Source organism: Mesorhizobium sp. M0074, assembly GCF_040322975.1.
Lineage (GTDB): Bacteria > Pseudomonadota > Alphaproteobacteria > Rhizobiales > Rhizobiaceae > Mesorhizobium.
In genome coordinates, this window is sequence record NZ_JAMYUM010000012.1 from 162,082 (window position 1) to 184,957 (window position 22,876).

Annotated in this window: 21 protein-coding genes, 1 other RNA gene and 1 pseudogene; 1 reads left to right on the forward strand and 22 read right to left on the reverse strand. The window is 63.3% G+C overall.

Annotated elements, in window-relative coordinates:
- Positions 1 to 66: 66 nt before the first annotated feature.
- The 15 genes from ftsA to mraZ all read right to left on the reverse strand — a co-directional run bounded on the left by ftsA (position 67) and on the right by mraZ (position 17,249).
- Positions 67 to 1,374, reverse strand: a complete 1,308-nt coding sequence (ftsA, locus tag NKJ73_RS18160; RefSeq protein ID WP_023676759.1) for a cell division protein FtsA — start codon at positions 1,372 to 1,374, stop codon at positions 67 to 69.
- The gene (locus NKJ73_RS18165; protein WP_023676760.1) at positions 1,371 to 2,312 is read right to left on the reverse strand and encodes a cell division protein FtsQ/DivIB; all 942 of its coding nucleotides are present in this window, start codon (positions 2,310 to 2,312) and stop codon (positions 1,371 to 1,373) included. The genes ftsA and NKJ73_RS18165 overlap by 4 nt, the downstream gene beginning before the upstream one ends.
- On the reverse strand, positions 2,300 to 3,226 hold the full coding sequence (locus tag NKJ73_RS18170; protein ID WP_023676761.1) for a D-alanine--D-alanine ligase: 927 nt from the start codon (positions 3,224 to 3,226) through the stop codon (positions 2,300 to 2,302). The genes NKJ73_RS18165 and NKJ73_RS18170 overlap by 13 nt, the downstream gene beginning before the upstream one ends.
- A 315-nt stretch (positions 3,227 to 3,541) precedes the next feature.
- Complete coding sequence (gene murB / locus NKJ73_RS18175; RefSeq protein ID WP_031211769.1) at positions 3,542 to 4,507, reverse strand: UDP-N-acetylmuramate dehydrogenase; 966 nt, start codon at positions 4,505 to 4,507, stop codon at positions 3,542 to 3,544.
- Positions 4,504 to 5,910, reverse strand: a complete 1,407-nt coding sequence (gene murC / locus NKJ73_RS18180; protein WP_352456166.1) for a UDP-N-acetylmuramate--L-alanine ligase — start codon at positions 5,908 to 5,910, stop codon at positions 4,504 to 4,506. The genes murB and murC overlap by 4 nt, the downstream gene beginning before the upstream one ends.
- On the reverse strand, positions 5,907 to 7,031 hold the full coding sequence (gene murG / locus NKJ73_RS18185) for an undecaprenyldiphospho-muramoylpentapeptide beta-N-acetylglucosaminyltransferase (RefSeq protein ID WP_352456167.1): 1,125 nt from the start codon (positions 7,029 to 7,031) through the stop codon (positions 5,907 to 5,909). Before murG ends, murC begins: the two co-directional genes overlap by 4 nt.
- A 1-nt stretch (position 7,032) precedes the next feature.
- The gene (gene ftsW / locus NKJ73_RS18190; RefSeq protein ID WP_352456168.1) at positions 7,033 to 8,184 is read right to left on the reverse strand and encodes a putative lipid II flippase FtsW; all 1,152 of its coding nucleotides are present in this window, start codon (positions 8,182 to 8,184) and stop codon (positions 7,033 to 7,035) included.
- Positions 8,184 to 9,584, reverse strand: coding sequence for a UDP-N-acetylmuramoyl-L-alanine--D-glutamate ligase (gene murD / locus NKJ73_RS18195; RefSeq protein WP_352570481.1), 1,401 nt, complete (start codon positions 9,582 to 9,584; stop codon positions 8,184 to 8,186). The genes ftsW and murD overlap by 1 nt, the downstream gene beginning before the upstream one ends.
- An 8-nt stretch (positions 9,585 to 9,592) precedes the next feature.
- Positions 9,593 to 10,675 (reverse strand): phospho-N-acetylmuramoyl-pentapeptide-transferase, encoded by a 1,083-nt coding sequence (mraY, locus tag NKJ73_RS18200; RefSeq protein ID WP_023676767.1) that lies wholly within the window; start codon positions 10,673 to 10,675, stop codon positions 9,593 to 9,595.
- Between the two features lie 24 nt (positions 10,676 to 10,699).
- Entirely contained in the window at positions 10,700 to 12,133 is a 1,434-nt protein-coding gene (locus tag NKJ73_RS18205; protein ID WP_352570482.1) for a UDP-N-acetylmuramoylalanyl-D-glutamyl-2,6-diaminopimelate--D-alanyl-D-alanine ligase, read from the reverse strand.
- Positions 12,130 to 13,584: a UDP-N-acetylmuramoyl-L-alanyl-D-glutamate--2,6-diaminopimelate ligase gene (locus tag NKJ73_RS18210; protein ID WP_352570483.1), complete on the reverse strand. Its 1,455-nt coding sequence runs from the start codon at positions 13,582 to 13,584 to the stop codon at positions 12,130 to 12,132. Before NKJ73_RS18210 ends, NKJ73_RS18205 begins: the two co-directional genes overlap by 4 nt.
- Positions 13,585 to 13,638: 54 nt before the next feature.
- Positions 13,639 to 15,384, reverse strand: coding sequence for a peptidoglycan D,D-transpeptidase FtsI family protein (locus NKJ73_RS18215; protein ID WP_352570485.1), 1,746 nt, complete (start codon positions 15,382 to 15,384; stop codon positions 13,639 to 13,641).
- Positions 15,381 to 15,758: a cell division protein FtsL gene (gene ftsL / locus NKJ73_RS18220; protein WP_023676771.1), complete on the reverse strand. Its 378-nt coding sequence runs from the start codon at positions 15,756 to 15,758 to the stop codon at positions 15,381 to 15,383. Before ftsL ends, NKJ73_RS18215 begins: the two co-directional genes overlap by 4 nt.
- A gap of 4 nt (positions 15,759 to 15,762) precedes the next feature.
- Positions 15,763 to 16,794, reverse strand: coding sequence for a 16S rRNA (cytosine(1402)-N(4))-methyltransferase RsmH (gene rsmH / locus NKJ73_RS18225; RefSeq protein WP_352570486.1), 1,032 nt, complete (start codon positions 16,792 to 16,794; stop codon positions 15,763 to 15,765).
- The gene (gene mraZ, locus NKJ73_RS18230) at positions 16,791 to 17,249 is read right to left on the reverse strand and encodes a division/cell wall cluster transcriptional repressor MraZ (RefSeq protein WP_352570487.1); all 459 of its coding nucleotides are present in this window, start codon (positions 17,247 to 17,249) and stop codon (positions 16,791 to 16,793) included. Before mraZ ends, rsmH begins: the two co-directional genes overlap by 4 nt.
- A 406-nt stretch (positions 17,250 to 17,655) precedes the next feature.
- On the opposite strand from mraZ, the gene NKJ73_RS18235 reads away from it, so the two are divergent.
- Entirely contained in the window at positions 17,656 to 18,771 is a 1,116-nt protein-coding gene (locus NKJ73_RS18235) for a cystathionine gamma-lyase (protein WP_352570488.1), read from the forward strand.
- 4 nt (positions 18,772 to 18,775) lie between these two features.
- Here NKJ73_RS18235 and NKJ73_RS18240 read toward each other — a convergent pair.
- The 7 genes and pseudogenes from NKJ73_RS18240 to NKJ73_RS18270 form a co-directional block, all read right to left on the reverse strand.
- A pseudogene (locus tag NKJ73_RS18240) lies at positions 18,776 to 19,077 on the reverse strand (type II toxin-antitoxin system RelE/ParE family toxin).
- Positions 19,074 to 19,349 (reverse strand): type II toxin-antitoxin system ParD family antitoxin, encoded by a 276-nt coding sequence (locus NKJ73_RS18245; protein ID WP_023676776.1) that lies wholly within the window; start codon positions 19,347 to 19,349, stop codon positions 19,074 to 19,076. Before NKJ73_RS18245 ends, NKJ73_RS18240 begins: the two are co-directional and overlap by 4 nt.
- 151 nt (positions 19,350 to 19,500) lie before the next feature.
- Positions 19,501 to 19,899, reverse strand: an RNA gene (gene rnpB, locus NKJ73_RS18250) — RNase P RNA component class A.
- 59 nt (positions 19,900 to 19,958) lie between these two features.
- The gene (locus tag NKJ73_RS18255; protein ID WP_352570489.1) at positions 19,959 to 20,702 is read right to left on the reverse strand and encodes a lytic transglycosylase domain-containing protein; all 744 of its coding nucleotides are present in this window, start codon (positions 20,700 to 20,702) and stop codon (positions 19,959 to 19,961) included.
- A gap of 185 nt (positions 20,703 to 20,887) precedes the next feature.
- Positions 20,888 to 21,655, reverse strand: coding sequence for an N-acetylmuramoyl-L-alanine amidase (locus NKJ73_RS18260; protein WP_352570490.1), 768 nt, complete (start codon positions 21,653 to 21,655; stop codon positions 20,888 to 20,890).
- Positions 21,652 to 22,371 carry a TerB family tellurite resistance protein gene (locus NKJ73_RS18265; RefSeq protein WP_352456180.1) on the reverse strand — a complete coding sequence of 240 codons (720 nt, stop codon included), beginning with the start codon at positions 22,369 to 22,371 and terminating at the stop codon, positions 21,652 to 21,654. The genes NKJ73_RS18260 and NKJ73_RS18265 overlap by 4 nt, the downstream gene beginning before the upstream one ends.
- A gap of 197 nt (positions 22,372 to 22,568) precedes the next feature.
- Positions 22,569 to 22,775 carry a hypothetical protein gene (locus tag NKJ73_RS18270; protein WP_023676780.1) on the reverse strand — a complete coding sequence of 69 codons (207 nt, stop codon included), beginning with the start codon at positions 22,773 to 22,775 and terminating at the stop codon, positions 22,569 to 22,571.
- Positions 22,776 to 22,876: the final 101 nt, after the last annotated feature.

A 22,876-nucleotide genomic window follows, 5' to 3' on the forward strand; every position in this document is an offset into this window, starting at 1 on the left:
TCTTCGTCCTTTGCCTTTCCCGCCGCTTCGCCGCCGCGGCCGCCTATGGGGCTGTCCCCGTCAAAATTAAAAACTGTCTCTCAACCACTGACTCATTCGATGCAGTTTTCCGCCTGTTCCGGTCATCCGAAGACCGGAAATTCCCTTCGCCGGCCGGCTCTCGAAGCTCGCCATCTGTGGATAGATCAGAAGTCCGACCGGGGTCGAGAAAGCCGGCCCCTTGGCCGCCTCGGGCAAGCCTGCCACGCCAAGCGGGCGTCCGATGCGCACATTGCGGCCGAGAATGCGGCGTGCTGCTTCTGGCAGGCCGGCAAGCTGGCTGGCACCGCCGGTCAGCACCACACGCTTGCCGACGGCGTTGCCGTAGCCGGATTTGTTCAGCCGGTCGCGCAACAATTCCAGCGTCTCGTCGATGCGGGCGCGGATGATGCGCGTCATCACCGAGCGCGGGATCTGCAACGGCACCTCGCCGTCCTCGCCGATCGGATGGATGGAAACCAGGTCGCGGTCGTCGGCACTGCCAGGCAGCGCCGAGCCATGCATCACTTTCAGCCTTTCGGCGGCATCGAGCGAGGTCGACAGGCCCTTGGCCATATCCAGCGTGACGTGGTTGCCGCCGATCGCGATGGCATCGCCATGGACGAACTTGCCTTCCGAAAACACCGAGATCGTCGTCGTGCCGCCGCCCATGTCGATGCAGGCCGCGCCCATTTCGAGCTCGTCGTCGACCAGCGCAGCAAGCCCACTGGCATAGGGCGTCGCCACCATGCGTTCGACCGACAGATGCGAGCGGTTGATGCAGAGCTCCAGATTGCGCAAGGGCGCTGCGTCGCCTGTCAGCACGTGCATGTCGACGCCAAGCTGGTCGCCAACCATGCCGCGCGGATCGCGCACACCGCGCTCGGCATCCAGCGAAAAGGCTACGGGAAGCGAATGGATCACCTCGCGCTCGGCCCGCAACGCCTGCTTGGCGCCGGCGGCAAGCACGCGCTTGATGTCGGCCTCGTCGGCCTCATGGCCGCCGAGATTGATGGTGGCCGAAAAAGCCTCGCTCTTCAGCCGGCCGGCAGTCATGTTGACGATCAGCGAATCGACCGTCAGTCCCGCCATGCGTTCGGCGGCGTCGACGGCAAGACGGATGGCGTGCTCGGCACGGTCGAGATCGATGACGACGCCCGATTTCACGCCTTGCGATTTCTGGTGGCCGATGCCGATCACCTGGACGCGATGCGAGCGTCCGCGCAGCAGCTTGCCATCGTCGCGCGGCTTGAGTTTGGCCACCACGCAGCAGACCTTGCTGGAGCCGACATCCAGCACCGTCAGGATGCCGGACCGGCGCGACGAGGCATCGCTATTGCCGCCAAGCCAGCTCATATCTTCGTCTCCGGCTTGCGCTTCAGCATCTTGGGCTTTTCGTCGAGCGCGGCTTGGCGCTGTGTCGCCGCTTCCGGCGTCAACTGGACGACCAGACGATCGGAAAGGCGCATGTCGACGGCGGCGATGTCGCGCGTCAAAAGCCCGTTCTCGTGATCCATCCTGACCAGGTCGGCAATCGCCTGATCCTCACCGTCTTCGGGAAGCTTGATCGTGATGCCGTTTTCAAGCTTGAGGTCCCAGCGCCGTTCGCCGATGCGGATATAGCCCTTGATCCGCGCGGCGAGCTCCGGATAATTCTTGATCTTGGCTAGGAAATCCGGCGCTTTGGCCGGTGCGCCGGTGCCGATGATCAGCGGCAGCAATATCTGTTTGCCGCCGGAGAATGGCGCAATGACGGTGCCGGATTTCTCGATGACCGAAAGCGCGCTGCCTTGCTGCCACAGCGCGAACGGCTCGCGCTCCTCGACGCGCACTTCCAGCGTATGCGGGTAGACCTTGCGCACTGCCGCGGCTTCGACCCAGGGTAGCGTGGTGATGCGTTCGCGCGCGGCTTCGGCATCGAAGCCGATCAGCGAGGTCCAGCCGTCGAGTTCCAGCCTGTCGAGAATATCGATCTCGGACGTTTCGCGGTTGCCGACGACCTTGACCTGGTCGACGGCAAAGCCGGTGCGGGCGGTGACACTCTGGACGATGGCGTCGGAATATCCGCCGAGATAGGCGCCATAGGCACTGCTCGAAACAAGCAGTGCCGCCGACAGCATGGCAGCGCAATAGGGCGGCGCTTCGAAGTCGCCTTCGCCGAGGCGCGCCAGCACGCGCACCGGCCGGCGGAGCAGGCGCGGCAGCACGAAATGGTCGAACGACAACGGCATGCCGAACAGCGCCGGCCCGGCCGCGCCCTTCCCGTTGCCCTGTCCCCACTTCAACGCAGACACGAAGCGTCCTCCACCATCCAACTCAACAAATCGCCGAACGAGTGTCCCGCTTGCGCGGCGATTTCCGGCACCAAAGACGTCGGCGTCATGCCCGGCTGGGTGTTGACCTCGAGCCAGACAATTTCGCCGTTTTCGGAGTGACGATCGTCATAACGGAAGTCCGACCGGGAAACGCCCCGACAGCCGATAGCTTGATGAGCCTTGAGTGCCAGTGTCTGTATTTTTTGGTAAATATTCGGTGAAAGTTTTGCCGGGCATTCGTGTTTTGATCCTCCCGCGACGTATTTTGAATCATAGTCGTAAAAGGAATGGCCGGTCGGGATGATCTCGCAGACACCGAGCGCCACATCGCCCATCACCGCGCACGTCAATTCCCGCCCGTGCACATAACGCTCGACCATCACCGCGTCGCCATATCTCCACTCGGACGAGCCGATGATCTGCGGCGGATGCGACTGGCCTTCATGCACGATGACGACGCCGAAGCTCGATCCTTCGTTGACCGGCTTGACTACATAGGGCGGCTTCATCGGGTGCTTGTTCTGGATGGCGAAGCGATTGGCCACCTTCGATTCCGCCACCGGAACGCCGGCCGCCTTGGCGACCTTCTTGGCCTGTTCCTTGTTCATCGCAAGCGCCGAGGCAAGCACGCCGGAATGGGTGTACGGAATGGCGAGGTACTCGAGGATGCCCTGGATGGTGCCGTCCTCGCCGAAGGGGCCGTGCAGCGCATTGAAGACGACGTCAGGCTTGAGCTCGGCGAGCACCGAGCCGATGTCACGCGAGACGTCGACGCGGGTGACCTGGTAGCCCTCCCCCTCCAGCGTATCGGCGCAGGCTTTGCCCGACGACAGGGATACGGGCCGCTCGGACGAGAATCCCCCCAGAAGGACGGCCACGTGCTTGCTTGTCATTCCCCGTCATTTCCTCTCACAGCAGGCCTGCACCATCATGCATGGCCCGAAAAGCATCGCGCGCACTCAAATGCGCCCGAGCAACTTCGCTCCCGTGTTTCCGCAACATTGAGTCCGAGTCTCCCGGCAGGTTGCCCCCCCAGACGGAAACGCGAGTAACGCGTCGAAACGACTCAAATCAGGAAACGCTTCAGGGCAGAGAATCAGAGAGTTGATTCGCTGGCAAGTGCTTACGATTCCGATGGATTCACTTTCCGCAAAAACGGCAGCAAAATGTGAATTCATGACTCCGAAAGGCAACGGCGGTCAGCTTGCCTAAAGCAACTGCCCGAGAAATTCCTGGACGGCATGGCCCGGCCGAAAATTACCGATGCGCTTGATCTCCCACTGCAGCCGGATACCTGATCTTTCGAGCACGCGCGCACGCACCGTCTCACCGAGATATTCAAGCTCGTAGCCCGTGGCGGTTCCGGTGTTGATCATGAAGTTGCAATGCATCGGCGACATCTGCGCCCCACCAACCATCAGGCCGCGGCAGCCGGCCTTGTCGATCTCCTTCCAGGCCGAGGTGCCCTCAGGATTCTTGAAGGTAGAGCCACCGGTCTTTTCGCGGATCGGCTGCACGGTCTCGCGATGGTTCTGGACAGCATCCATCGCGGCCTTGATCGCCGCCTTGTCCTCAGGAATGCCTTCGAGCAGCGCCGACGTGAAGATCAGCCCGGACGGCGCCGCTGAATGGCGATAGGCATAGCCCATATCGGCATTGCTCAGCGTATGAACATTGCCCTTGCGGTCGAGTGCCCGCACCTCGACCACGCGCTCGCGCGTCTCGACGCCATTGGCGCCGGCGTTCATCCTCAGCGCTCCGCCAATGGCGCCGGGAATGCCGTGGTAGAAATGAAAGCCACCGATGCCTGCCTCGTAGGCAACGGCCGCAAGGCGCTTGTCGGGTGTCGCGGCGCCCGCCTTGATCGTGGTCGGCGCAATTACTTCGGTCTCGCCAAAGCCTTTGGCCGAAAGCCGGATGACAAAGCCCGCAATGCCGCCGTCACGGACAAGCAGGTTCGAGCCGACGCCGACGATGGTCAGCGGAATTTCCTCCGGCACCGCCTTCAGGAACGTGGCAAGATCGTCCTCGTCGGCCGGCTGGAACAATGCGTCCGCGAGCCCGCCGGCTCGAAACCAGGTGATCTTGTCCATCTCGGCATTGGGCGTGATGCGGCCGCGCAGTCCGGCAAGCCGGTCGCCAAGCTTCTCGATCAACGCCTGGCCGCGCATCATGAGATGGTCCCGCCGAGTTCCTTGGGCAGCGCATAGGCCCATTGGGTGATGTTGCCGGCGCCGAGGAAGACGACGAAATCGCCCGGCTTCGCCACCTCGCGCACGATCGGCGCAATCGCCGCCGGACCTTCGATGTAGCGTGCGTCGCGATGGCCGCCGGAGCGGATGCGCGACACCAGTGCGTCGGACGTGACGCCGTCGATCGGTTCCTCGCCGGCCGCATAGACGGGCGCCACCATTACCGTATCGGCGTCGTTGAAGCAGACGGAAAACTCGTCGAACAGATCGCGCAGCCGGGTGAAGCGATGCGGTTGTGTAACGGCGATGATGCGACCCTTGGTAGCGCTGCGCGCAGCTTTCAGTACCGCCGTGATCTCGACCGGATGATGACCGTAATCGTCGAACACATCGACACCGTTCCACGAACCGGTATGGGTGAAGCGCCGCTTGACGCCCGCGAAAGACGACAGGCCCTTCTTGATTGCCTCAGCCGAAAGGCCGAGCTCATGCGCGACGGCAATCGCCGCCGTCGCGTTGGAGACATTGTGGCGCCCGGGCATGGGCAGCCGCAGGCCTGATATCGTTATCTGGCCGTGCGTCTTGCGGTCGCGGATCACCACGTCGAATTCCGAGGTCGGGCCGTCCATGCGGTGATTGGTGAAGCGCACGTCGGCCTGCGCATTTTCGCCATAGGTGATGACGCGCCGGTCCTCGATGCGGGCGACCAGCGCCTGCACCTCGGGATGGTCGGTGCACATCACACCAAAGCCGTAGAACGGCACATTCTCGACGAACTGACGAAACGCTTCGCGCACTTTGTCGAAGGAGCCGTAATGGTCGAGGTGCTCGGGGTCGATATTGGTGACGACGGCAATCTCGGCCGGCAGCTTGAGGAAGGTGCCGTCGCTCTCGTCGGCCTCGACCACCATCCATTCGCCGTCTCCCATGCGGGCATTGGTGCCATAGGCATTGATGATGCCGCCATTGATTACCGTCGGGTCGAGCCCGCCGGCTTCGAGTAGCGTCGCCACCATCGAAGTCGTCGTCGTCTTGCCATGCGTGCCGCCGATCGCGACCGCCTGCCGGAAGCGCATCAGCTCGGCCAGCATTTCGGCGCGCCGCACGATCGGCAGCAACTTCTCTCTCGCCGCCTTCAGCTCCGGGTTGGATTTCTTGATTGCGGTGGAGACGACGACCACTTCGGCCTCGCCGAGGTTTTCGGCCTGATGGCCGACGAAGCATTCGATGCCCTTGTCGCGCAGCCGCTGCACATTGGCGCTGTCAGCCTGATCGGATCCCTGCACCTTGTAGCCGAGATTGTGCAGCACCTCGGCGATGCCGCTCATGCCGATGCCGCCAATGCCGATGAAATGCACGAGGCCGATCGTCTGTGGCATCTTCATGCGTGCGTCTCCTTCCTGAATTCCGAAACGGATTTCCTGGACGCAATAGCCTCTGTCAGATCGGCGAGCAACCGCGCCGCGTCGGGTCTTCGCACCGAGCGGGCCGCCGAGGCCATGGCGGCGAGCCTGTCGCCGTCGCCCAGCAACTCCACGATCTCGCCTGCGAGCGCCGCCGCGTCGAGGCCGGGCTGGCGCCGCATCACCGCGCCCCCCGCATTGACGAGGATCTGTGCATTGTGGCCTTGATCGTCGTCGAGGGCATGCGGAAGAGGCACGAGGATGGCCGGCCGGCCGATCACCGAAAGCTCGAGCACCGTCGACGCGCCCGAGCGTGAGACGACGAGATGCGCGGCGGCCATGCGCGCCGGCAGATCGGAGAAGAACGACGCGACCTCGGCCTCGATGCCGAGAGCGCGGTAGTGCTCTCTCACCCGCGCCTCGTCCTCGCCGCGTGCCTGCTGCACGATGCTCAGCCGCGAGCGCATTGCGCTGGGCATCGCCGCCACCGCCTCAGGCACAGTGTCGGAAAAATAGCGCGCGCCCTGGCTGCCGCCGAAGACGAGCAGCCGCAGCGGTCCGCCGGGCTCGGGCACGGCATAGGGCCTGCCGGCCACGTCGAGCACCGCCTGCCGGACCGGATTGCCAGTCTCCACGATCTTGGCCGAGAAGGGACCGGAGGCCTTGAGGAAGCCCCCCGCAATCGCCGTCACCCGCGGCGCGAGCGCCTTGTTGGCGCGGCCCATTACCGCGTTCTGCTCATGGATCAGCGTTGGCGCACCGCGTCGCGTCGCCGCGAACAGCGGCGGCAGCGTCGGATAGCCGCCGAAGCCCACCACCGCATTCGGCCTCAGCCGGGCGATCAGGGCGGACGACTGGCGGAATCCACGCCACAGGGTCCAGAAGGTCCGCGCGACAGTCAGCGGATTTCTCGACCCGAAGGTAGCGGAGGCGATAGCGTGGACGCCGTCGCCGGGGAACCTGCCGGCATAGCGCTCGGCGCGGTCGTCGGTGGCCAGATGTACCGCCCAGCCGCGCGTCTTGAGCTCATGTGCCAGCGCCTCGGCCGGGAACAGATGTCCGCCGGTTCCGCCTGCCGCCAGAAGGATGACCCCCTTCGCCATCTCACTCCGCCGGCATCGCACGCGGCGACGGCATGAAGCCCAGCTGCTTGCGCTTTTCCGGGCGCTTGCGCGTCAGCGCCAGCACCATGCCCATCGAGATGGCGATCGCGATCTGCGAAGAGCCGCCGTAGGAGATGAACGGCAGCGTCATTCCCTTGGCCGGCATCAGCTGCAGATTGACGGCCATGTTGATGACCGACTGCAGGCCGAAGACCGTGACCAGGCCGCCAACCGCGTAGCGGGTGAAATCGTCCTGCTCCCTGAGCGCCGTGTTGAGACCGCGCAGCACGATGAAGCCGAAGATGGACATGATGAAGAAACACATGATCAGCCCGAATTCCTCGCCGGCGACAGAGAAGACGAAGTCGGCGTGGCTGTCGGGGATGACCCGCTTGACGGTACCCTCGCCCGGCCCGACGCCGAACCAGCCGCCATTGATCAGCGCCTCGCGGCCCATGTCGACCTGGAACGTGTCGCCCTCGCCGGTCATGAAGCGGTCGATACGGCCGGCAACGTGCGGGAACACTGCATAGGCGGCGAACACGCCGCCGACGCCTGCAGCACCCAGCGCGACGATCCACAGCCACGGCAATCCGGCCATGAAGAACATCACCCCCCAGGTGCCGAGCACCAGCATGGTCTGCCCAAGGTCAGGCTGCGCCACCAGCAGCGAGATGACCAGTGCAAGCAGCAACATGGCGAACAAATTGCCCGGAATGTCGGGCTGGCGCTTGTGCTCGGCGAACAACCAGGCGCAGATGATGACGAAGGCCGGTTTCAGGAACTCGGACGGCTGGATCGACAGGCCGGCTAGCGACACCCAGCGCCGCGCGCCCTTCACCTCGACGCCGATATAGAGCACCGCCACCATCAGAAACAGCATGATGCACAACATGACCAGCGCCATGCGCCGGATCTGCCTGGATTCAAGGAACGAGACGGCCAGCATTACCCCAAGCGCCGGAATGGTGAAGATAATCTGGCGTGTCGCGAAGTGGAAACTGTCTAGCCCGATGCGCTCGGCCACCGCCGGGCTTGCGGCGAAGGACAAAACGATGCCGAGCCCCATCAGCGACAGGAACGCCGCCAGGAACCAGCGATCGATCGTCCACCACCAGGTCGCCACAGGGCTTTTGTCGAGACGGCTTTGCATTATCGTGTCCCTCCGATGGGCTTCACGCCATCAATGGCGGTTGCGGCTTGCCTGAACGCCTCGCCGCGGACTTCGAAATTCTTGAACTGGTCGAAACTGGCGCATGCCGGCGACAGCAGCACCACAGCCTCGCCGCTACTATCCCTGGCCGCATCACGGGCGGCGTGTTCGACTGCCGCCGCCAACGTGCCTGATATCTCGTAGGGCACCGCTTCGCCCAGCGTCGCCGAAAAGGCCGGTGCGGCTTCGCCGATCAGATAGGCCTTGGCGATGCGCGGGAAGAAGCCGCGTAACGGCTCGATGCCGCCCTCTTTCGGCAGGCCGCCGGCAATCCAGTAGATACGCGCAAAGCTCGACAGCGCCGGTGCAGCGGCATCGGCGTTGGTCGCCTTGGAATCGTTGACGAACAGCACATGCCCTTTGCGGCCGACCTGCTCCATGCGGTGCGCCAGCCCAGGGAAACTCTCCAGTCCGGATTGGATCTCGCCGAGCTCGAGCCCGACCTTGAGGCAGGCCGCGGCGGCGGCCAGCGCGTTCTGCGCATTGTGCTGGCCGCGCAACGAGCCGATGCCTTCGAGGAAGGCGACACGGCTGTAGCGGCCGTGCACGGCTTCCATTAAGTTGGTGCCGTCAGCGAAATAACCGTCGGTCAGCGGCAGGCGCTTGGAGATGCGGATGACCTGCCGGCCGGCCCGCTCCAGCCGATCGGCGATCTGGGCGCACCAGGAATCGTCGACACCGATGATTGCCGTCTCGCTGCCGGCCACCAGCCGCTCCTTGATCGAGGCGTAGTGTTGCATCGTGCCATGGCGGTCGAGATGGTCCGGCGTCAGGTTGAGCAGCACACCGGCCGTCGGATTGATCGAAGGGGCAAGATCGATCTGGTAGGAAGAGCACTCAACCACATAGTGCCGTTCAGGCTGCGGCGGATCGAGCGTCATCACCGCGCGGCCGATATTGCCGCCCATCTGCGTGTCGCGCCCAGCCGATTTTAGGATGTGCGCCGTCAGTGCCGTGGTCGTCGACTTGCCGTTGGTGCCGGTAATGGCAATGAAAGGTGCTGCCGGTGCCAGCAGCATCCGCTCGCGGCAGAAAAGCTCGATGTCGCCGATGATCTCCACGCCTGAGCCCCGCGCCAGCTCGACGGTCCAGTGCGGCTTGGGATGCGTCAGCGGCACGCCGGGCGACAGCACGAAGGCGGAAAACCTCGCCCAGTCCGCACCGCGCAGGTCCGCTGTCGTGATGCCGACCGCGCCGGCCTTGGCGACGCTGTCGGGATTGTCGTCCCAGGCCAGCACATCCGCGCCGCCCTCGATCAGCGCGCGCGCCGTGGCAATCCCCGAGCCACCGAGCCCGAAGAGCGAAACGCGCTTGCCTGAAAAGGATGCGGCGGGGATCAAGCGGCCTCCTATCTGAGCTTCAGGGTCGACAGGCCGACCAGCGCCAGGATGACGGCGATGATCCAGAAGCGGATCACCACCTGGCTTTCGGTCCAGCCGAGCTTTTCGAAATGATGGTGGATCGGCGCCATCAGGAAGACGCGCTTGCCGGTCATCTTGAAGTAGCCGACCTGGATGATGACCGAGAATATCTCGACGACGAACAGGCCGCCGACGATGACCAGCACGATCTCGTGCTTGGTCGCCACCGCGACCGTGCCGATCAGCCCACCCAGCGCCAGCGAGCCGGTGTCGCCCATGAAGATCGCCGCCGGCGGCGCATTGAACCAGAGGAAGCCAAGCCCGGCGCCGATCACCGCTCCAAGGACCACCGCAAGTTCACCGGTGCCGGGCACGAAATGGATCTGCAGATATTCGGCGAACACCGCGTTGCCGGAGAGATAGGCGATGACGCCGAAGGATGCGGCGGCGATCATGATCGGCACGATCGCCAGCCCGTCGAGACCGTCGGTCAGGTTCACCGCATTGCCGGCGCCGACGATGACGAAGCACGAGAACGGGATGAAGAACCAGCCGAGATTGACGAGAAACTCCTTGGCGAAAGGGAATGTCAACGATGACGAGAACGGCGCCTGGCCGTTATGCATGATCACCCAGGCGGCGATGCCCGCGATGACGAATTCGAGCCCCAGCCGCGCCTTGCCGGAAAAGCCGAGATGCGATTGCTTGGTTACTTTGAGATAATCGTCGTAAAAGCCGATCGAGCCGAATCCCAGCGTCACCAGCAGGACCACCCAGACGTAGATGCTCGACAGGTTCGCCCACAGCAGGGACGAACCGACGATGCCGGACAGGATCATCAGTCCGCCCATTGTCGGCGTTCCCGCCTTCTTGAAATGCGTCTGCGGCCCGTCGGCACGGATCGGCTGGCCCTTGCCTTGCCGCAGCCGCAGCGAATTGATGATGGTCGGTCCGAAGATGAACACGATCAGCGCCGCTGTGATCAGCGCTCCGCCGGTGCGGAATGTTATGTAGCGGAAGACGTTGAAGACCGAGATCTTGTCCGCAAATTCGACGAGCAGTGTTAGCATGCGCTTGCGTCCCCCGGACCGATCCTAGGTCTGTCTGCTGGTTGTGGCTTCCGCCGGAAACTTGCCGAGCAACGCCTCGACCAGCTTTGAAAAGCCTATGCCCTTCGACGATTTGATCATGACCACGTCGCCGGGCTTCAATTCCGATAGAAGAACCGGTTTCAGATCTTCCGCACCGGCGCGGTATTCCGTCTTGATCTCGCCCGGCAAAACGTCGGCCAGCGCCCGCATTTCCGGACCGCCGAGAAAGACCGTGCGCGTGTCGGTGCCGACGATCAGACCGGCAAGCGCGGCATGCAATTTCGCCGAATGGCTGCCGAGCTCGAGCATATCACCAAGCACGGCAATGCGCCTGCCCTCGCCCGACACCGGCGTCGTATTGAGCAGTGCCATTGCAGCGCTCATCGACGCCGGATTGGCGTTGTAGCTCTCGTCGATCAGCGTGATCGGCCCGTTGGGGTGACGCAACACATAGCGCTTGCCGCGTCCGCGTTCGGGCGAAAGATCGGCCAGCGCCTGCGCAACTCTGGTGACGTCGGCGCCGACCAGATGCGCGGCACCAAGCACCGCGAGCACGTTCTGCACCATATGGCGGCCCGGCGCGCCGATCCTGGCGACAATCTCGTGCCCGCCAATCTTGGCGGTGATGACCGAGTGATCGGCATTGAGCTCGCATTTGATCAGTTTGAAGGTCGCCCGGGCATTCTCGCCGAACCCGTAGACATGCTCGACGCCGGCCTCTTTGGCCATCTTCTCCAGCAGCTTCCAGCGCGCATCGTCGCGGTTGAGAAGGGCGGCGCCACCGGGCTCCAGTCCCTCGAAAACCTCTGCCTTGGCCTTGGCGATCTCGTCCAGGTTGCGGAAGAAGCCGAGGTGAGCCGCCGCGATCAGCGTGACGATGGCGACATGCGGCCGGACCATCTTGACCAGAGGCCGGATCTCGTCGGGATGGTTCATGCCGATCTCGAAGACGGCATAGTCGCAATCCTGCGGCATGCGCGCCAGCGTCAGCGGCACGCCCCAGTGATTGTTGAACGACTGGGCCGATGCATGCACCGTACCGACCGCGGAGAGAGCGTGGCGTAGCGCTTCCTTGGTGGTGGTCTTGCCCGCCGACCCGGTCACGGCAATCACCCTGGCCTTTGAGCGTGCGCGCGCGGCAACGCCGAGCTTTTCCAGAGCGACAAGCACGTCCTCCACGACGATCATCGGTGCCGTCAGCCGCCCCAGCGACGGCAGCTTGCCCTCGGCGACGACCAGCACGCCGGCGCCCGCCTTGATGGCGGCGGTGACGAAATCATGGCCGTCCATAGCCTCGCCCTTGATGGCGAAGAAAGCGTCTCCCGGCTGCAGGCTGCGGCTATCGATGGAAATGCCGGCGATGCCTTCAGGCATCGGACCGAGCGGCCGGCCATCCATGGCGGCAACCAGCGCCTCGGAGGTCCACAGATAACTCACGCTGCTTGCTCCCGCAGCGCCGAGCGAACTTCTTCATGATCGGAAAAATGCAGCGTCTCGGTGCCGATGGTCTGGCCTTCCTCATGGCCCTTGCCGGCCACGATCAGCGTGTCGCCAGCGTGAAGCATCCCGACCGCCTCGTGGATGGCCTTGCGCCGGTCGCCGATCTCGATGGCGCCAGGTGCGGCCTCCAGGATCGCGGCGCGGATCGTCTCGGGTACTTCCGAGCGGGGATTGTCGTCGGTGACGATGACGACGTCGGCCAGCCTTGTGGCGATCTCGCCCATGATCGGCCGCTTGCCCCGATCGCGGTCGCCGCCGCAACCGAATACGACGATGACGCGGCCGGTGGTAAAGGGGCGCACCGAAGCCAGCACGTTTTCCAGCGCATCCGGCTTATGAGCGTAGTCGACATAGACGGGCGCGCCGTTGGCGGCCGTCCCGACAAGGTCGAGCCGTCCCGGCGCGCCCTTCAATTTCTCCAGCGCCATTAACGCCTTGGCAACAGATGTTCCAGTCGAAATGGCGAGGCCGGCCGACACCAGCGCATTTGCAATCTGGAAGTCGCCGGCCAGCGGCAAGTCGACTTCATGGAGAACGCCGTCCGCTTCGACCTCGGCGCGCTGGCGGTGGCGCTCGTGCTCGACCCGCTTCAGCCGCAGGAAATCGCCGTGGCGGCCGACCGTCAGCACATTCAGTCCCTCTGCCCGCGCCGCCTTGATCGTCGGCTCCGACCACGGGTCGTCGGCAAAGATGACCGCCGGCGCGCCCTTCGGCAGCAGCGCGTCGAACAGACGCAATTTGGCGCGATGATAGTCCTCGACCGTCGGATGATAGTCCATATGGTCGCGGCCGAGATTGGTGAAGCCGCCGGCCGCAAGCTTGACGCCGTCGAGCCGGCGCTGGTCGAGGCCATGGCTGGACGCTTCCATCGAGGCGTGGGTGACGCCGGCCTCCGCCAGCTCCTTGAGCAGCCTGTGCAGTGCCACCGGATCCGGCGTGGTCAGCGAGCCATATTCGTTGCGGCCCGGCGCCACCACGCCGGTCGTGCCGATCGAGGCGGCGGCAAAACCCGCCTGCTCCCATATCTGCCGGGTGAATGCGGCGACCGAGGTCTTGCCGCTGGTTCCGGTCACCGCGACCATGGTTTGCGGTTGCATGCCGAAAAAACGTGCAGCACTCAGCGCCAGTGCAAGGCGCGGATCGTCTACGACAAGAACCGGGACTGGCAGCCCGGCGACGGCACTGCCCTTGCCGACCACGATCGCTGCAGCGCCTCGGCTCGCGGCATCGGCGGCGTAGGCTGCGCCATCCGCCTTGGAGCCGGTGAGCGCGAAAAAGACGACGCCCCGTGTTACCTGGCGGGAATCCGACGAAATCCCTGTAACCTCCATGTCGAAGGAAGCTGTCCCCTCGACAGGCAGGATACCGGCTAGATTTTTCAGCTTCATCGAACCCCGTTCATCGCAACAAAATAGCGCGCAGTTGCCGGCGCGCCCCAAGAATCACTGATAGGAAACCAGCGTTGCACCATTTTCATGGCTGAAATCTGGCTTCACGCCAAGCATGGAAGCCGCACGTCGGATGATGTTTGCAGCCATGATGCCCGCGTTCGAGGCGGCCGTAGCACCCATGCCGGGCTTTTCCGGCTTCGGTTCGTCGGCGATCGTAAGCACTATGTATTGCGGATCGTCCATCGGGAAAGCCGCAACGAAGGCGTTGAAATTCTTTTCCTTCGAGTAACGGCCGTTGACGACCTTCTCCGCCGTTCCCGTCTTGCCGCCCACCCGGTATCCTGGCACCCGTGCATTGCGGCCGGATCCCTTTTCGGCATTGAGTGCATAGAGATAGCGCATGCCCTCGACCGTCTTGTCGCTGACCACTTTCTTGGCCACCGCCATCGCCTGCTCCTGCGTGCGCGGCAGGAAGGTCGGGTCCATCAGATAGCCGCCATTCATCAGCGCGGCGCAGCCGACCGCTGTCTGCAGCGGCGTCGTCGACACACCGTGGCCGAAGGCGATGGTGATCGAATTGACCTGCTTCCAGACCTTGGGCTCGGTCGGCCGAGCGACTTCCGGCAGTTCGGTCTGCATCTTCTCGAGGATTCCCAGGCGATGCAGGAATTCGCGGTGTCCGTCGATGCCAACCGCTTCGGCTTCCTTGGCAGAGCCGATATTGGAGGAGTAGATGAACACTTCCGGCACCGACAGTACCCGGCCCTTGCCATGGAAATCATGGATGGTTTGATGGCCGATCCTGATCGGGCGCGACGCGTCGAAACGGCTTTGCAGCGTTATCTTGCCGGAATCGAGCGCCATAGCGGTGGTGAAGCTCTTGAAGGTCGACCCCATTTCATAGAGGCCGGCCGACATACGGTTGAGCCTGTCCTTGTCCTGCGCGTTATAGGGGTTGTTCGGATCGAAATCCGGAACCGACGCCATCGCCAGCACCTCGCCGGTCTTGACGTTGAGCACAACGGCGCCCGCCGCGATCGCGTGGTACTTTTCCATGCCGGTGGCGACCTCGTCGCGCACGATATGCTGGACGCGCAGGTCGATCGAGAGCTGCACCGGCTTCAAATCCTTGGCCACCGCCAGACCCGACGCCTGAAGGTCGCTCAAGCCTTGTTCGTCGATGTATTTCTCCATGCCGGAGATGCCCTGATTGTCGATGTTGGTGAGGCCGACAATGTAGGACGAGGTTTCGCCGGCCGGATAGAACCGGCGCTTTTCGGTGCGAAAGCCGAATCCGGGGATGCCGAGTTGCATGATGTCGGCCTGCTGCTTCGGCGTCAGTTGCCGCTGCAGCCAGACGAACCCGGCGCCGCTCTTCAGCTTGTTATATGTCTGCTCGTAGTCGATCTCGGGAAGCACCGTCGACAGCTTTTCGATCGCCTCGTCGGCATCGACGATGCGGCGCGGTTCGGCAAACAGCGACGCGGTCTTGATGTCGGTCGCCAGCACTTCGCCGTTACGGTCGACGATGTCGGGTCGCGATGCCGTCACCCGGCTCTGCGGCCCGCCCGACAGGTCGGGATTCTGGAAACCCAGATAGACCAGCCGCCCGGCAATGGTCGAATAGATGCCGAAGAACACCGCCATCGTCATGATGATGCGGGTCCTGCCCTTGCCACCGGTCGCCTTACGGGCACCTTCGACCACGATCGATCCGCCCGCGCTGGGCTTCGAACCGCGCTTCAGCAGCCTGCCAACCTTTGGAAATCTGGCGGCGATTGGAAATCCGGTGATCATTGGACGATGCCTCCGGTCACCACGGGATCTTTGCCGCCGATATCGGCCATGCCGCCCAGCCGCTGCGATGAAAGGTCCTCGATGTTGACGGGTTTCGCCGGCAGATCGTCCAGCCCGACGATCTGCCGCGCATTGACCGGCTCGAGTCCGAGTTGCGATTTGTAGATTTCGGTGAGCTTCTGCAGGCGCGACGGCTGGGTAAGCAGGCTCCAGTCCGCCTTGAGCAGGTCGATCGTGTCCTCCTCATAACGGATCTGCGCCTGGATCTTGTGCACTGCCGCCAGTTGCTCCTCGGCCTCGCGCTTGGTCTTGTAGGTCAGGGCAGCCGCCGAAACCATGACGGCGATCAGGACTATGTCGCTGGTACGAAACACGTGCTCACCTCTCTCCCGGTCGATCGGCGCCGGGAAGCTTTGGGCCAGGCAGTTTTGGCAGGCCGAAAATCGAAAAATCGCCGGCACGCGCCGGCGCCTCTGTACGGATCGCAGCGCGCAGCCTTGCCGAGCGCGCCCGCGGATTTGCCGTTATCTCGGCATCGCCAGGTGTCACGCCGCCGCCCTTCTTGGTGAAGGTGGCGGTGCGCGCCCGCGCCTCGGGCAGGTGCCGCGATCCGGTCGCTGAATCGGCTCTGTCGGCGATGAAGCGCTTGACGATGCGGTCCTCGAGGGAATGGAAGGTCACCACGACAAGCCGCCCGCCCGGTTTCAGCACGCGCTCTGCGGCAAACAGTGCCTTGGCCAGTTCGCCGAGTTCGTCATTGACGAAGATGCGCAGCGCCTGGAAAACGCGGGTGGCCGGATGTATCTTGTCTTTCGGCGCGCGACCGATATGCGTCTCGATGGCATCGGCAAGGTCGAGCGTGCGCTCGAAGGGGCGTTTTTCGCGACGGCTCTCGATCATGCGGGCGATGCGCCCGGCATGGCGTTCCTCGCCGAGAAAACCGAAGATGCGGGCAAGATCGCCCACCTTGAAGGTGTTGACGACGGCGGCGGCGCTCAGGCCCGCCTGCGCCATGCGCATGTCGAGCGGTCCATCGGCCCGGAATGAAAAGCCGCGCTCCGGCTGGTCGATCTGCATGGAGGAGATGCCGATGTCGAGCACGACGCCATCGGCACTTTCAACCTGCTCGTCGAGCGTCGAGAACGGTGCCTGGACAAGCCTGAGCTTGCCGCCGGACTGCTGTTCAAGGGCCCGCCCCGCCGCGATCGCATCCGGATCGCGGTCGATGGCGACGACCGAGGCTCCGCTTGCCAGAATGGCCTTGGTGTAGCCGCCGGCACCGAACGTGCCGTCGACGATCACCTCGCCTTTTGTCGGCGCCAGCGCCTCCAGAACTTCGGCAAGGAGGACCGGAATGTGACGGGCTGGTCCGCCAGCGGCATGAACTTCATCGCCGTCGCCCGCCATCATTCCAGCCGCTCCCCGGGCTTCGTCCCCTGCCGAAGCTGCAAAAGCCGGGCACGTGCTTCCGTCCCATAGGCGCTGAGCCGTCCCGGCTCCCAGATCTGAAAGAAATTGCCGCGGCCAACGAAGGCCACTTCCGCTGAAATGCCGGTATGCTCGCGAATGAAATCGCTCATCGTGATACGGCCGTCCTGGTCGAGCTTCAGAAACGTTCCATCGCCATGGCAGAAGAACGACATGTCGTCCGCCGTCTGCAGGAACGGGTCTTCCTGGGCGATACGCTGCTCGTAGCGATCGAGCAGGTCGAGCCCACCGACATCCATCGCCGGGCGATCCAGGCAGCGTAGCGCATAAAGTTCCGAATAGCCGCGTTTCTGCACAACGGCACGGAAATGCGCAGGCACGGACACCCGTCCCTTCGCATCGATCCTGTTCACCGCGTTCGACAGAAACCGGTCCATTACGCGTTACGGCCGCTTGCGCCGCCGCACCCCTCTGCATCTTCCTGTCCGCGCCGCCCCAGCCCGGTCGGCGTCCAAAACCCACTTCGTTATAACGGGCGAACGCAGGCAAACGCGCAGCCGCCGCGGCTGCCCGGTTGGCGTACGCTTCACCCTGACACGGAACGAAGGCTTGAGTATCGGAATGGGATATCATGGGGTGTTATGGGCGTCAACGGGAACAGTCTTCAAAACGCGCCTGCCACGACTGGGGAGAGCAGCTTTGACGGCACTCCCGTCTTTATCGTCTATTAAGCCTAACGAAGCGTTTAGAGCCGTGTGGCCCAACCGGAGCCGACTTGCTGCGGATCGCTGCCGCGCATAGCCTCGGCATCTCCTTTTCCGGTCAGTAACGAGGTTTGAAATCATGTTCGAAACAGCCAAGTCACGCGCCGCGGCACTTCCCCATCTGCGCCGCGGCGGGCTGGCCAAGGGCGACCCGATCCCCTTGCCCCTGACCATGGCCGCCATCTTTCATGCGCCCGGCGACGCCACCGGCTTCGATCAATATGGCCGCTTCAGCAATCCGACCTGGGATGCGGTCGAGCACATGCTGGCGCATTTGGAAGACGCCCCATGCGTCGCCTTCCCCTCGGGGATGGCTGCCATCTCGGCGGTATTTTTCGGCCTGCTCAAAGCCGGCGACCGTATCCTGCTGCCGTCCGACGGCTATCACACGACGAGAGCGCTGGCAGAGCGTTTCCTGAAATCCTTCGGCGTTGCCTATGATGTCCGGCCAACATCGAGCTTCCTCGACGGCGGCTTCGATGGGTATCGGCTTGCCTTCGTCGAAACGCCCGCCAACCCAGGACTGGACATATGCGACATCGCAGCCGTCGCCGAGGCCGTGCATAGAGCGGGTGCGGTGCTTGTGGTCGACAACACGACGATGACGCCTTTCGGCCAGCGCCCGCTCGATCTCGGCGCAGATATCGTCATTGCTGCCGATACCAAGGCACCAAACGGCCATTCCGATGCGCTGTTCGGCCATGTCGCCAGCCGCGACGCGGACATTATCTCGAGGGTGACCGACTGGCGCGAGACGTCGGGCGCTATCCCCGGGCCGTTCGAGGCATGGCTGGTGCGTCGCGGCCTCGAAACGCTGGACGTGCGCTTCGACCGCATGTGCGCTTCCGCCGAAATGATAGCGCGACGGCTGAAAAACCATCGCGCGATCAGCGGCTTGCGCTTTCCGGGACTGGAGAGTGACCCATCGCACAATCTTGCCCGCGCCCAGATGGAGCGCTTTGGCTTTCTCATCTCCTTCGTGCTCGCCTCGGAGGACAAGGCCGAGGATTTCATCAACAACTGCGCCTTGATGCAGGCAGCGACGTCGTTCGGCGGCGTACACACCTCGGCCGAACGGCGATCAAAAAGGGGAGACGCCGTTCCGCCCGGCTTCGTTCGCCTGTCGGTCGGCTGCGAACCGGTGGAAGAACTTTGGCAGGCGATCGAGGCATCGCTAGACGCTATCGGTGGCTGAACAATCACGAACTCAGATCGTCGGCCGCGATCTTGCGCCGGCCGTGCAGCACGCGAACGATTTCGATCGCCTCTTCACTGACGCGGTACAGGGTGAGGTATTCGCCGACGATCAGGTGACGGATGCCGGGCGCGATGTCTTCGCGCGGGGCACCTGAGAAGGATAAGTGGCCACTTGTTGCCAGCGGGCTTCGATCCGATCGAGCAATCGATCGGCTGCAGCCTCGTTGTCTTGCGCAACATGAATCCAGATCGCGATCAAATCCTCTTCCGCATTTGCGGTTCGGATGATGGGCAGCAAATTCATGCCGCGCTGTCGGGTTTCAATCGTCTCCGCGCTTCGGCCTTTATTTCGTCGATCGACGCAAACCGTCCCGGTCCGCTGTCGATCCCCTCCTGCACCAGCTTGCGCAATTCCTCGACCGTGTAGCCGAGCAGGTCGCGCCGGTCCTTCCATTGCCGCAGCGCGTCGCGGATCACCTCGCTCGCCGAGGCATATTCGCCGGCGGCGACCACGTCGTCGACCGCCGCCGCCAGTTCCGGCGACAGCGTGATGCTGCGTTTGTCAACGTGGCCCATGGCGCACTCCTGATCAATCTCTCAATGGTACGATTAAATCGTACCAATTTCAAGGATTGTCGCGCTCGGCTGCAGGGGTCGAAAGTGAATCAACGGCTGCGCCCGAAGACGCAACCTGCTGATATCAGGAGATTTCCTTTTATCGGGGAAAACTGCCAGCTGGCCTGTAAGCCGGGTTCTGTATGGCCCTCGCCCCTTACGGGGCGAGAACGTGGCGGCCATTCATCTTGGGCGCATGTTGCCATGCGCCTCACGCAACCTACCCGGACGGTGAGCCGGAAACAGCCCTCGAGGGTTTCCCCTCGCACCGCCCCTATTCGGTCTTGCTCCCGGTGGGGTTTACCGTGCCGCTCCTGTTGCCAGTCGCGCGGTGGGCTCTTACCCCACCCTTTCACCCTTGCCACGATTGGATCGTGGCGGTTTGCTTTCTGTGGCACTTTCCCTGGGGTCGCCCCCGCCGGCCATTAACCGGCACCGTGTCTCCATGGAGCCCGGACTTTCCTCACCCGCAGCCTTTCGGCTTCGCGGGTGCGGCCGCCCGGCCAGCTGGCAAGGCGTATAAAGGGGTTCAGGCCCGAAAACGCAAACGAAAAAGCAAGTTGTCGCTTGTCAGGCGGGCGCTCCAAGTGCTGCCAGCTGCACCTTGACCTTGCCGCAATAGGCTGCGGACACCGGGTTCATCCGTGTGGCGGCGTGGCCGGCATTGTATTTCAGGATCGTGCCGCAGGTCGTGCCGCCGCCGAGATCCCGCGCCATGGCAAGGTACTTCATGCCGTATTTGATGTTGGTATCGGGATCGTAGAGACCCTGAACCGAACCGCTATAGCCCATCATCCTTGCCGTCGCCGGCTTGATCTGCATCAGGCCGATCTCGCCGGCGCTGCCGACCTGGTTCGGTTGGTAGTTGCTTTCGATCTTGATGACGGCGTTGGCGAGCGACACCGGGACGCCATAGCTGGCGGCATAACGCGCAATGATCGCCGAATACTGTCCGCTGCCGCCGACAACCACCGCCTGAGGCGCTGGCCTGCTCTTCGGAGCGACTGACGCCGTTGCCATGCGGTCGATGCGTTTGCGGTTACGCTTCACATGCTGTTTGGCGATTGTCTTTCTCGCAGCGGTTGGCCTTTTCGCGGAGACTGGCTTTTTCGTCCTTACCGCGGCCGCTTTTTCCACTTTTGCGGTGGCGGTCTTCTCTACTTTTGCACCACCCTTCGGCATGGCGGTTTTGCCGGCTGCGGCACTGAAGCCCTGATCGGCCCGCTGGCTCAGCGGTGCGCTGTTCGCCGCACTGAAGGCAAAAGTCATTACGCCGGCAGCAATGGCTGCCGTTAAAACGGTCAATTTCTGCATGTGATCCTGTTCTGTTTGATCTGCACAAAGAACTTCGCGCAGATACCCTCAATCAACATCGGAACATCTTGGGGGATAGACGTCCGACAATCTGTACGGATCGCCTTTGACGACGGAATTGGCGCCAAAGAAGGCGACGCAAGTCACTTTGAGTAACAGATTGTAACTTTTAAGCTGGCAAAAGATTATTTGAGAGAGGCTATCCTTACGGAAGCGAGCAGCCTTTCCAGCGTGCGGATCGTCGATCCGTCAGCCATGCCATCGACCAGGCGCAGCCGGAAATGCCGCTGAAATGCCTCGACCACGATTTCGGTCTGCCGGTCGAAAGTGCCGGTGATCTCGACGCCATAACCATAGAGCGCCAGCATCGACTGCAGCGCCTCTACCTCGGCGCCGGTATCGCCTGGCTTCAGCACGGCGCCGCGCCGGATCGGTGCTGCCGGCACAACATGGCCGATACCGGCAGCAAACAAGGCCTTCCATGGAAATTTCTCGCCTGGATCGACCTTTCGCCCCGGTGCCACGTCGGAATGGGCAAGCACCCGCTGCGCCGGAATGGAATGGCGCTCGATGATCCCAGCGCACAGGCCGATCACCGCGTCGATCTGCGGTTTTGGAAAGTTGCGATAGCCGAGCGTATGCCCCGGATTGACGATCTCGATGCCGATCGAACAGGAGTTGATGTCGCTCTGTCCGAACCACGAGCTCTTGCCGGCATGCCAGGCGCGGTCGCTTTCCCTTACCATCTGAACAATTCGGCCGTCCTCATGGACCAGGTAGTGCGACGAGACCTCGCTTGCCGGATCGCACAACCATGCCTCGGCACCGGCGCCGGTAGCCATGCCGGTGTAGTGCAGCACGATCATATCGGGTCCGAGCGTCCCGCGCCGTGGTCCGAAATTCGGCGATACCCTGACCTCGGCGCTCGGCTCATCGGGCGGAAAGCCGCTCATGCGTGCCGCAGGCCTCGCTCGATCATTTCATAGGCCGCGTTGATCGCCGCCAGCCTGGTCGTCGCGATCTTGATGAATTCCTGCGGCAGGCCGCGTGCGATCAGCCGGTCCGGATGATTGTCGGAGACCAGCTTGCGGTAACGCCTGCGGACCTCCTCGAACGGCTTCCCACGCTCGATGCCGAGCACAACATAGGGATCGGCGGCACCCAGATCGACATGCCGGGCCAGGATGCTCTGGTAATGCGCCTCATTGATGCGGAATATCTCGGCGATGCGATGCAGGAATTGGCCCTCGCGCTCATGCACCAGCCCGTCGGCCTTGGCGATGTGGAACAGCCCGTCGAGTATGTCCTCGAGCATCAGGCAGTTCGAATGGCCCGAACCGCAAAGCTGCGCCATCCGCTCGGCATAGGTCTCGAAACCGGCAATGTCGCGTTTGGCCAAATCGTAGAGCCGCGCCACATTGCGCCTCTGTTCCTTCGGCACCTCGAATATTTCCTGGAAGGCGCGCACCTCGTCTTGCGTGACGATGCCGTCTGCCTTGGCCATCTTGGCCGACAGGGCGATCATCGCCACCGAGAAGGCGACGCGCCGGCGCAGATCGGCATCGCCGGAGAAAACCGTGCGCACGGCCTCGACCACTTCGGCGACGCCTGACGACGCTGAAGATGAAACGCGTGTGACGAAGTCGCCAAGGCGGTCCCAAATCGACATGGGGGCTTCATAGGGCCAACCACCCATCGCTATCAAGCCAAGACAGTGCCGCAGGGGCTGGCCCAATCGATTTGGCGCAATGCCTGAGGCGGCTGGCGCCAGCGCTCACGTCGTCGCACTCGGCCGCCAGGCGCTGGTATCGTAAGCAGCAGAAAGGCCGGCCTGTGAGGCCAGCCTTTCCTTGGTTGCCACATTGACTACTGAGCCGGAGCAGCCGGCGCAGGCGCCGGAGCCGGAGCCGGCTCGGCAGGCTTGTTGGCGTCAGGAGCAGCCGGCTTCATCGTCTGGTCGGATGCCGGCGGGTTGGTGCTCTGCGTCGTGGTGTTGTCGGTGCCGCTGTTGCTGCAGGCGGCAAGGCCAAGCAACGCAAGCGCCGACACCGACGCAAGAATGAGTTTCTTCATGATATCTCTCCTCTAATCACGCCTCCGTTACCGGCGGCGGTCGAGGACACAATGCGTAAGCTGCGCATGAGTTTCGTAACGTTGCATTTCTGCCTGTAACA

Bases quoted from the DNA above. Each gene is read 5' to 3' on its own strand.
- ftsA (WP_023676759.1), bottom strand. From the start codon at position 1,374: ATGAGCTGGCTTGGCGGCAATAGCGATGCCTCGTCGCGCCGGTCCGGC.
- NKJ73_RS18170 (WP_023676761.1), bottom strand. From the start codon at position 3,226: ATGACAAGCAAGCACGTGGCCGTCCTTCTGGGGGGATTCTCGTCCGAG.
- murB (WP_031211769.1), bottom strand. From the start codon at position 4,507: ATGATGCGCGGCCAGGCGTTGATCGAGAAGCTTGGCGACCGGCTTGCC.
- murC (WP_352456166.1), bottom strand. From the start codon at position 5,910: ATGAAGATGCCACAGACGATCGGCCTCGTGCATTTCATCGGCATTGGC.
- murG (WP_352456167.1), bottom strand. From the start codon at position 7,031: ATGGCGAAGGGGGTCATCCTTCTGGCGGCAGGCGGAACCGGCGGACAT.
- ftsW (WP_352456168.1), bottom strand. From the start codon at position 8,184: ATGCAAAGCCGTCTCGACAAAAGCCCTGTGGCGACCTGGTGGTGGACG.
- mraY (WP_023676767.1), bottom strand. From the start codon at position 10,675: ATGCTAACACTGCTCGTCGAATTTGCGGACAAGATCTCGGTCTTCAAC.
- NKJ73_RS18210 (WP_352570483.1), bottom strand. From the start codon at position 13,584: ATGAAGCTGAAAAATCTAGCCGGTATCCTGCCTGTCGAGGGGACAGCT.
- NKJ73_RS18215 (WP_352570485.1), bottom strand. From the start codon at position 15,384: ATGATCACCGGATTTCCAATCGCCGCCAGATTTCCAAAGGTTGGCAGG.
- rsmH (WP_352570486.1), bottom strand. From the start codon at position 16,794: ATGATGGCGGGCGACGGCGATGAAGTTCATGCCGCTGGCGGACCAGCC.
- mraZ (WP_352570487.1), bottom strand. From the start codon at position 17,249: ATGGACCGGTTTCTGTCGAACGCGGTGAACAGGATCGATGCGAAGGGA.
- NKJ73_RS18235 (WP_352570488.1), top strand. From the start codon at position 17,656: ATGTTCGAAACAGCCAAGTCACGCGCCGCGGCACTTCCCCATCTGCGC.
- NKJ73_RS18245 (WP_023676776.1), bottom strand. From the start codon at position 19,349: ATGGGCCACGTTGACAAACGCAGCATCACGCTGTCGCCGGAACTGGCG.
- NKJ73_RS18255 (WP_352570489.1), bottom strand. From the start codon at position 20,702: ATGCAGAAATTGACCGTTTTAACGGCAGCCATTGCTGCCGGCGTAATG.
- NKJ73_RS18260 (WP_352570490.1), bottom strand. From the start codon at position 21,655: ATGAGCGGCTTTCCGCCCGATGAGCCGAGCGCCGAGGTCAGGGTATCG.
- NKJ73_RS18265 (WP_352456180.1), bottom strand. From the start codon at position 22,371: ATGTCGATTTGGGACCGCCTTGGCGACTTCGTCACACGCGTTTCATCT.
- NKJ73_RS18270 (WP_023676780.1), bottom strand. From the start codon at position 22,775: ATGAAGAAACTCATTCTTGCGTCGGTGTCGGCGCTTGCGTTGCTTGGC.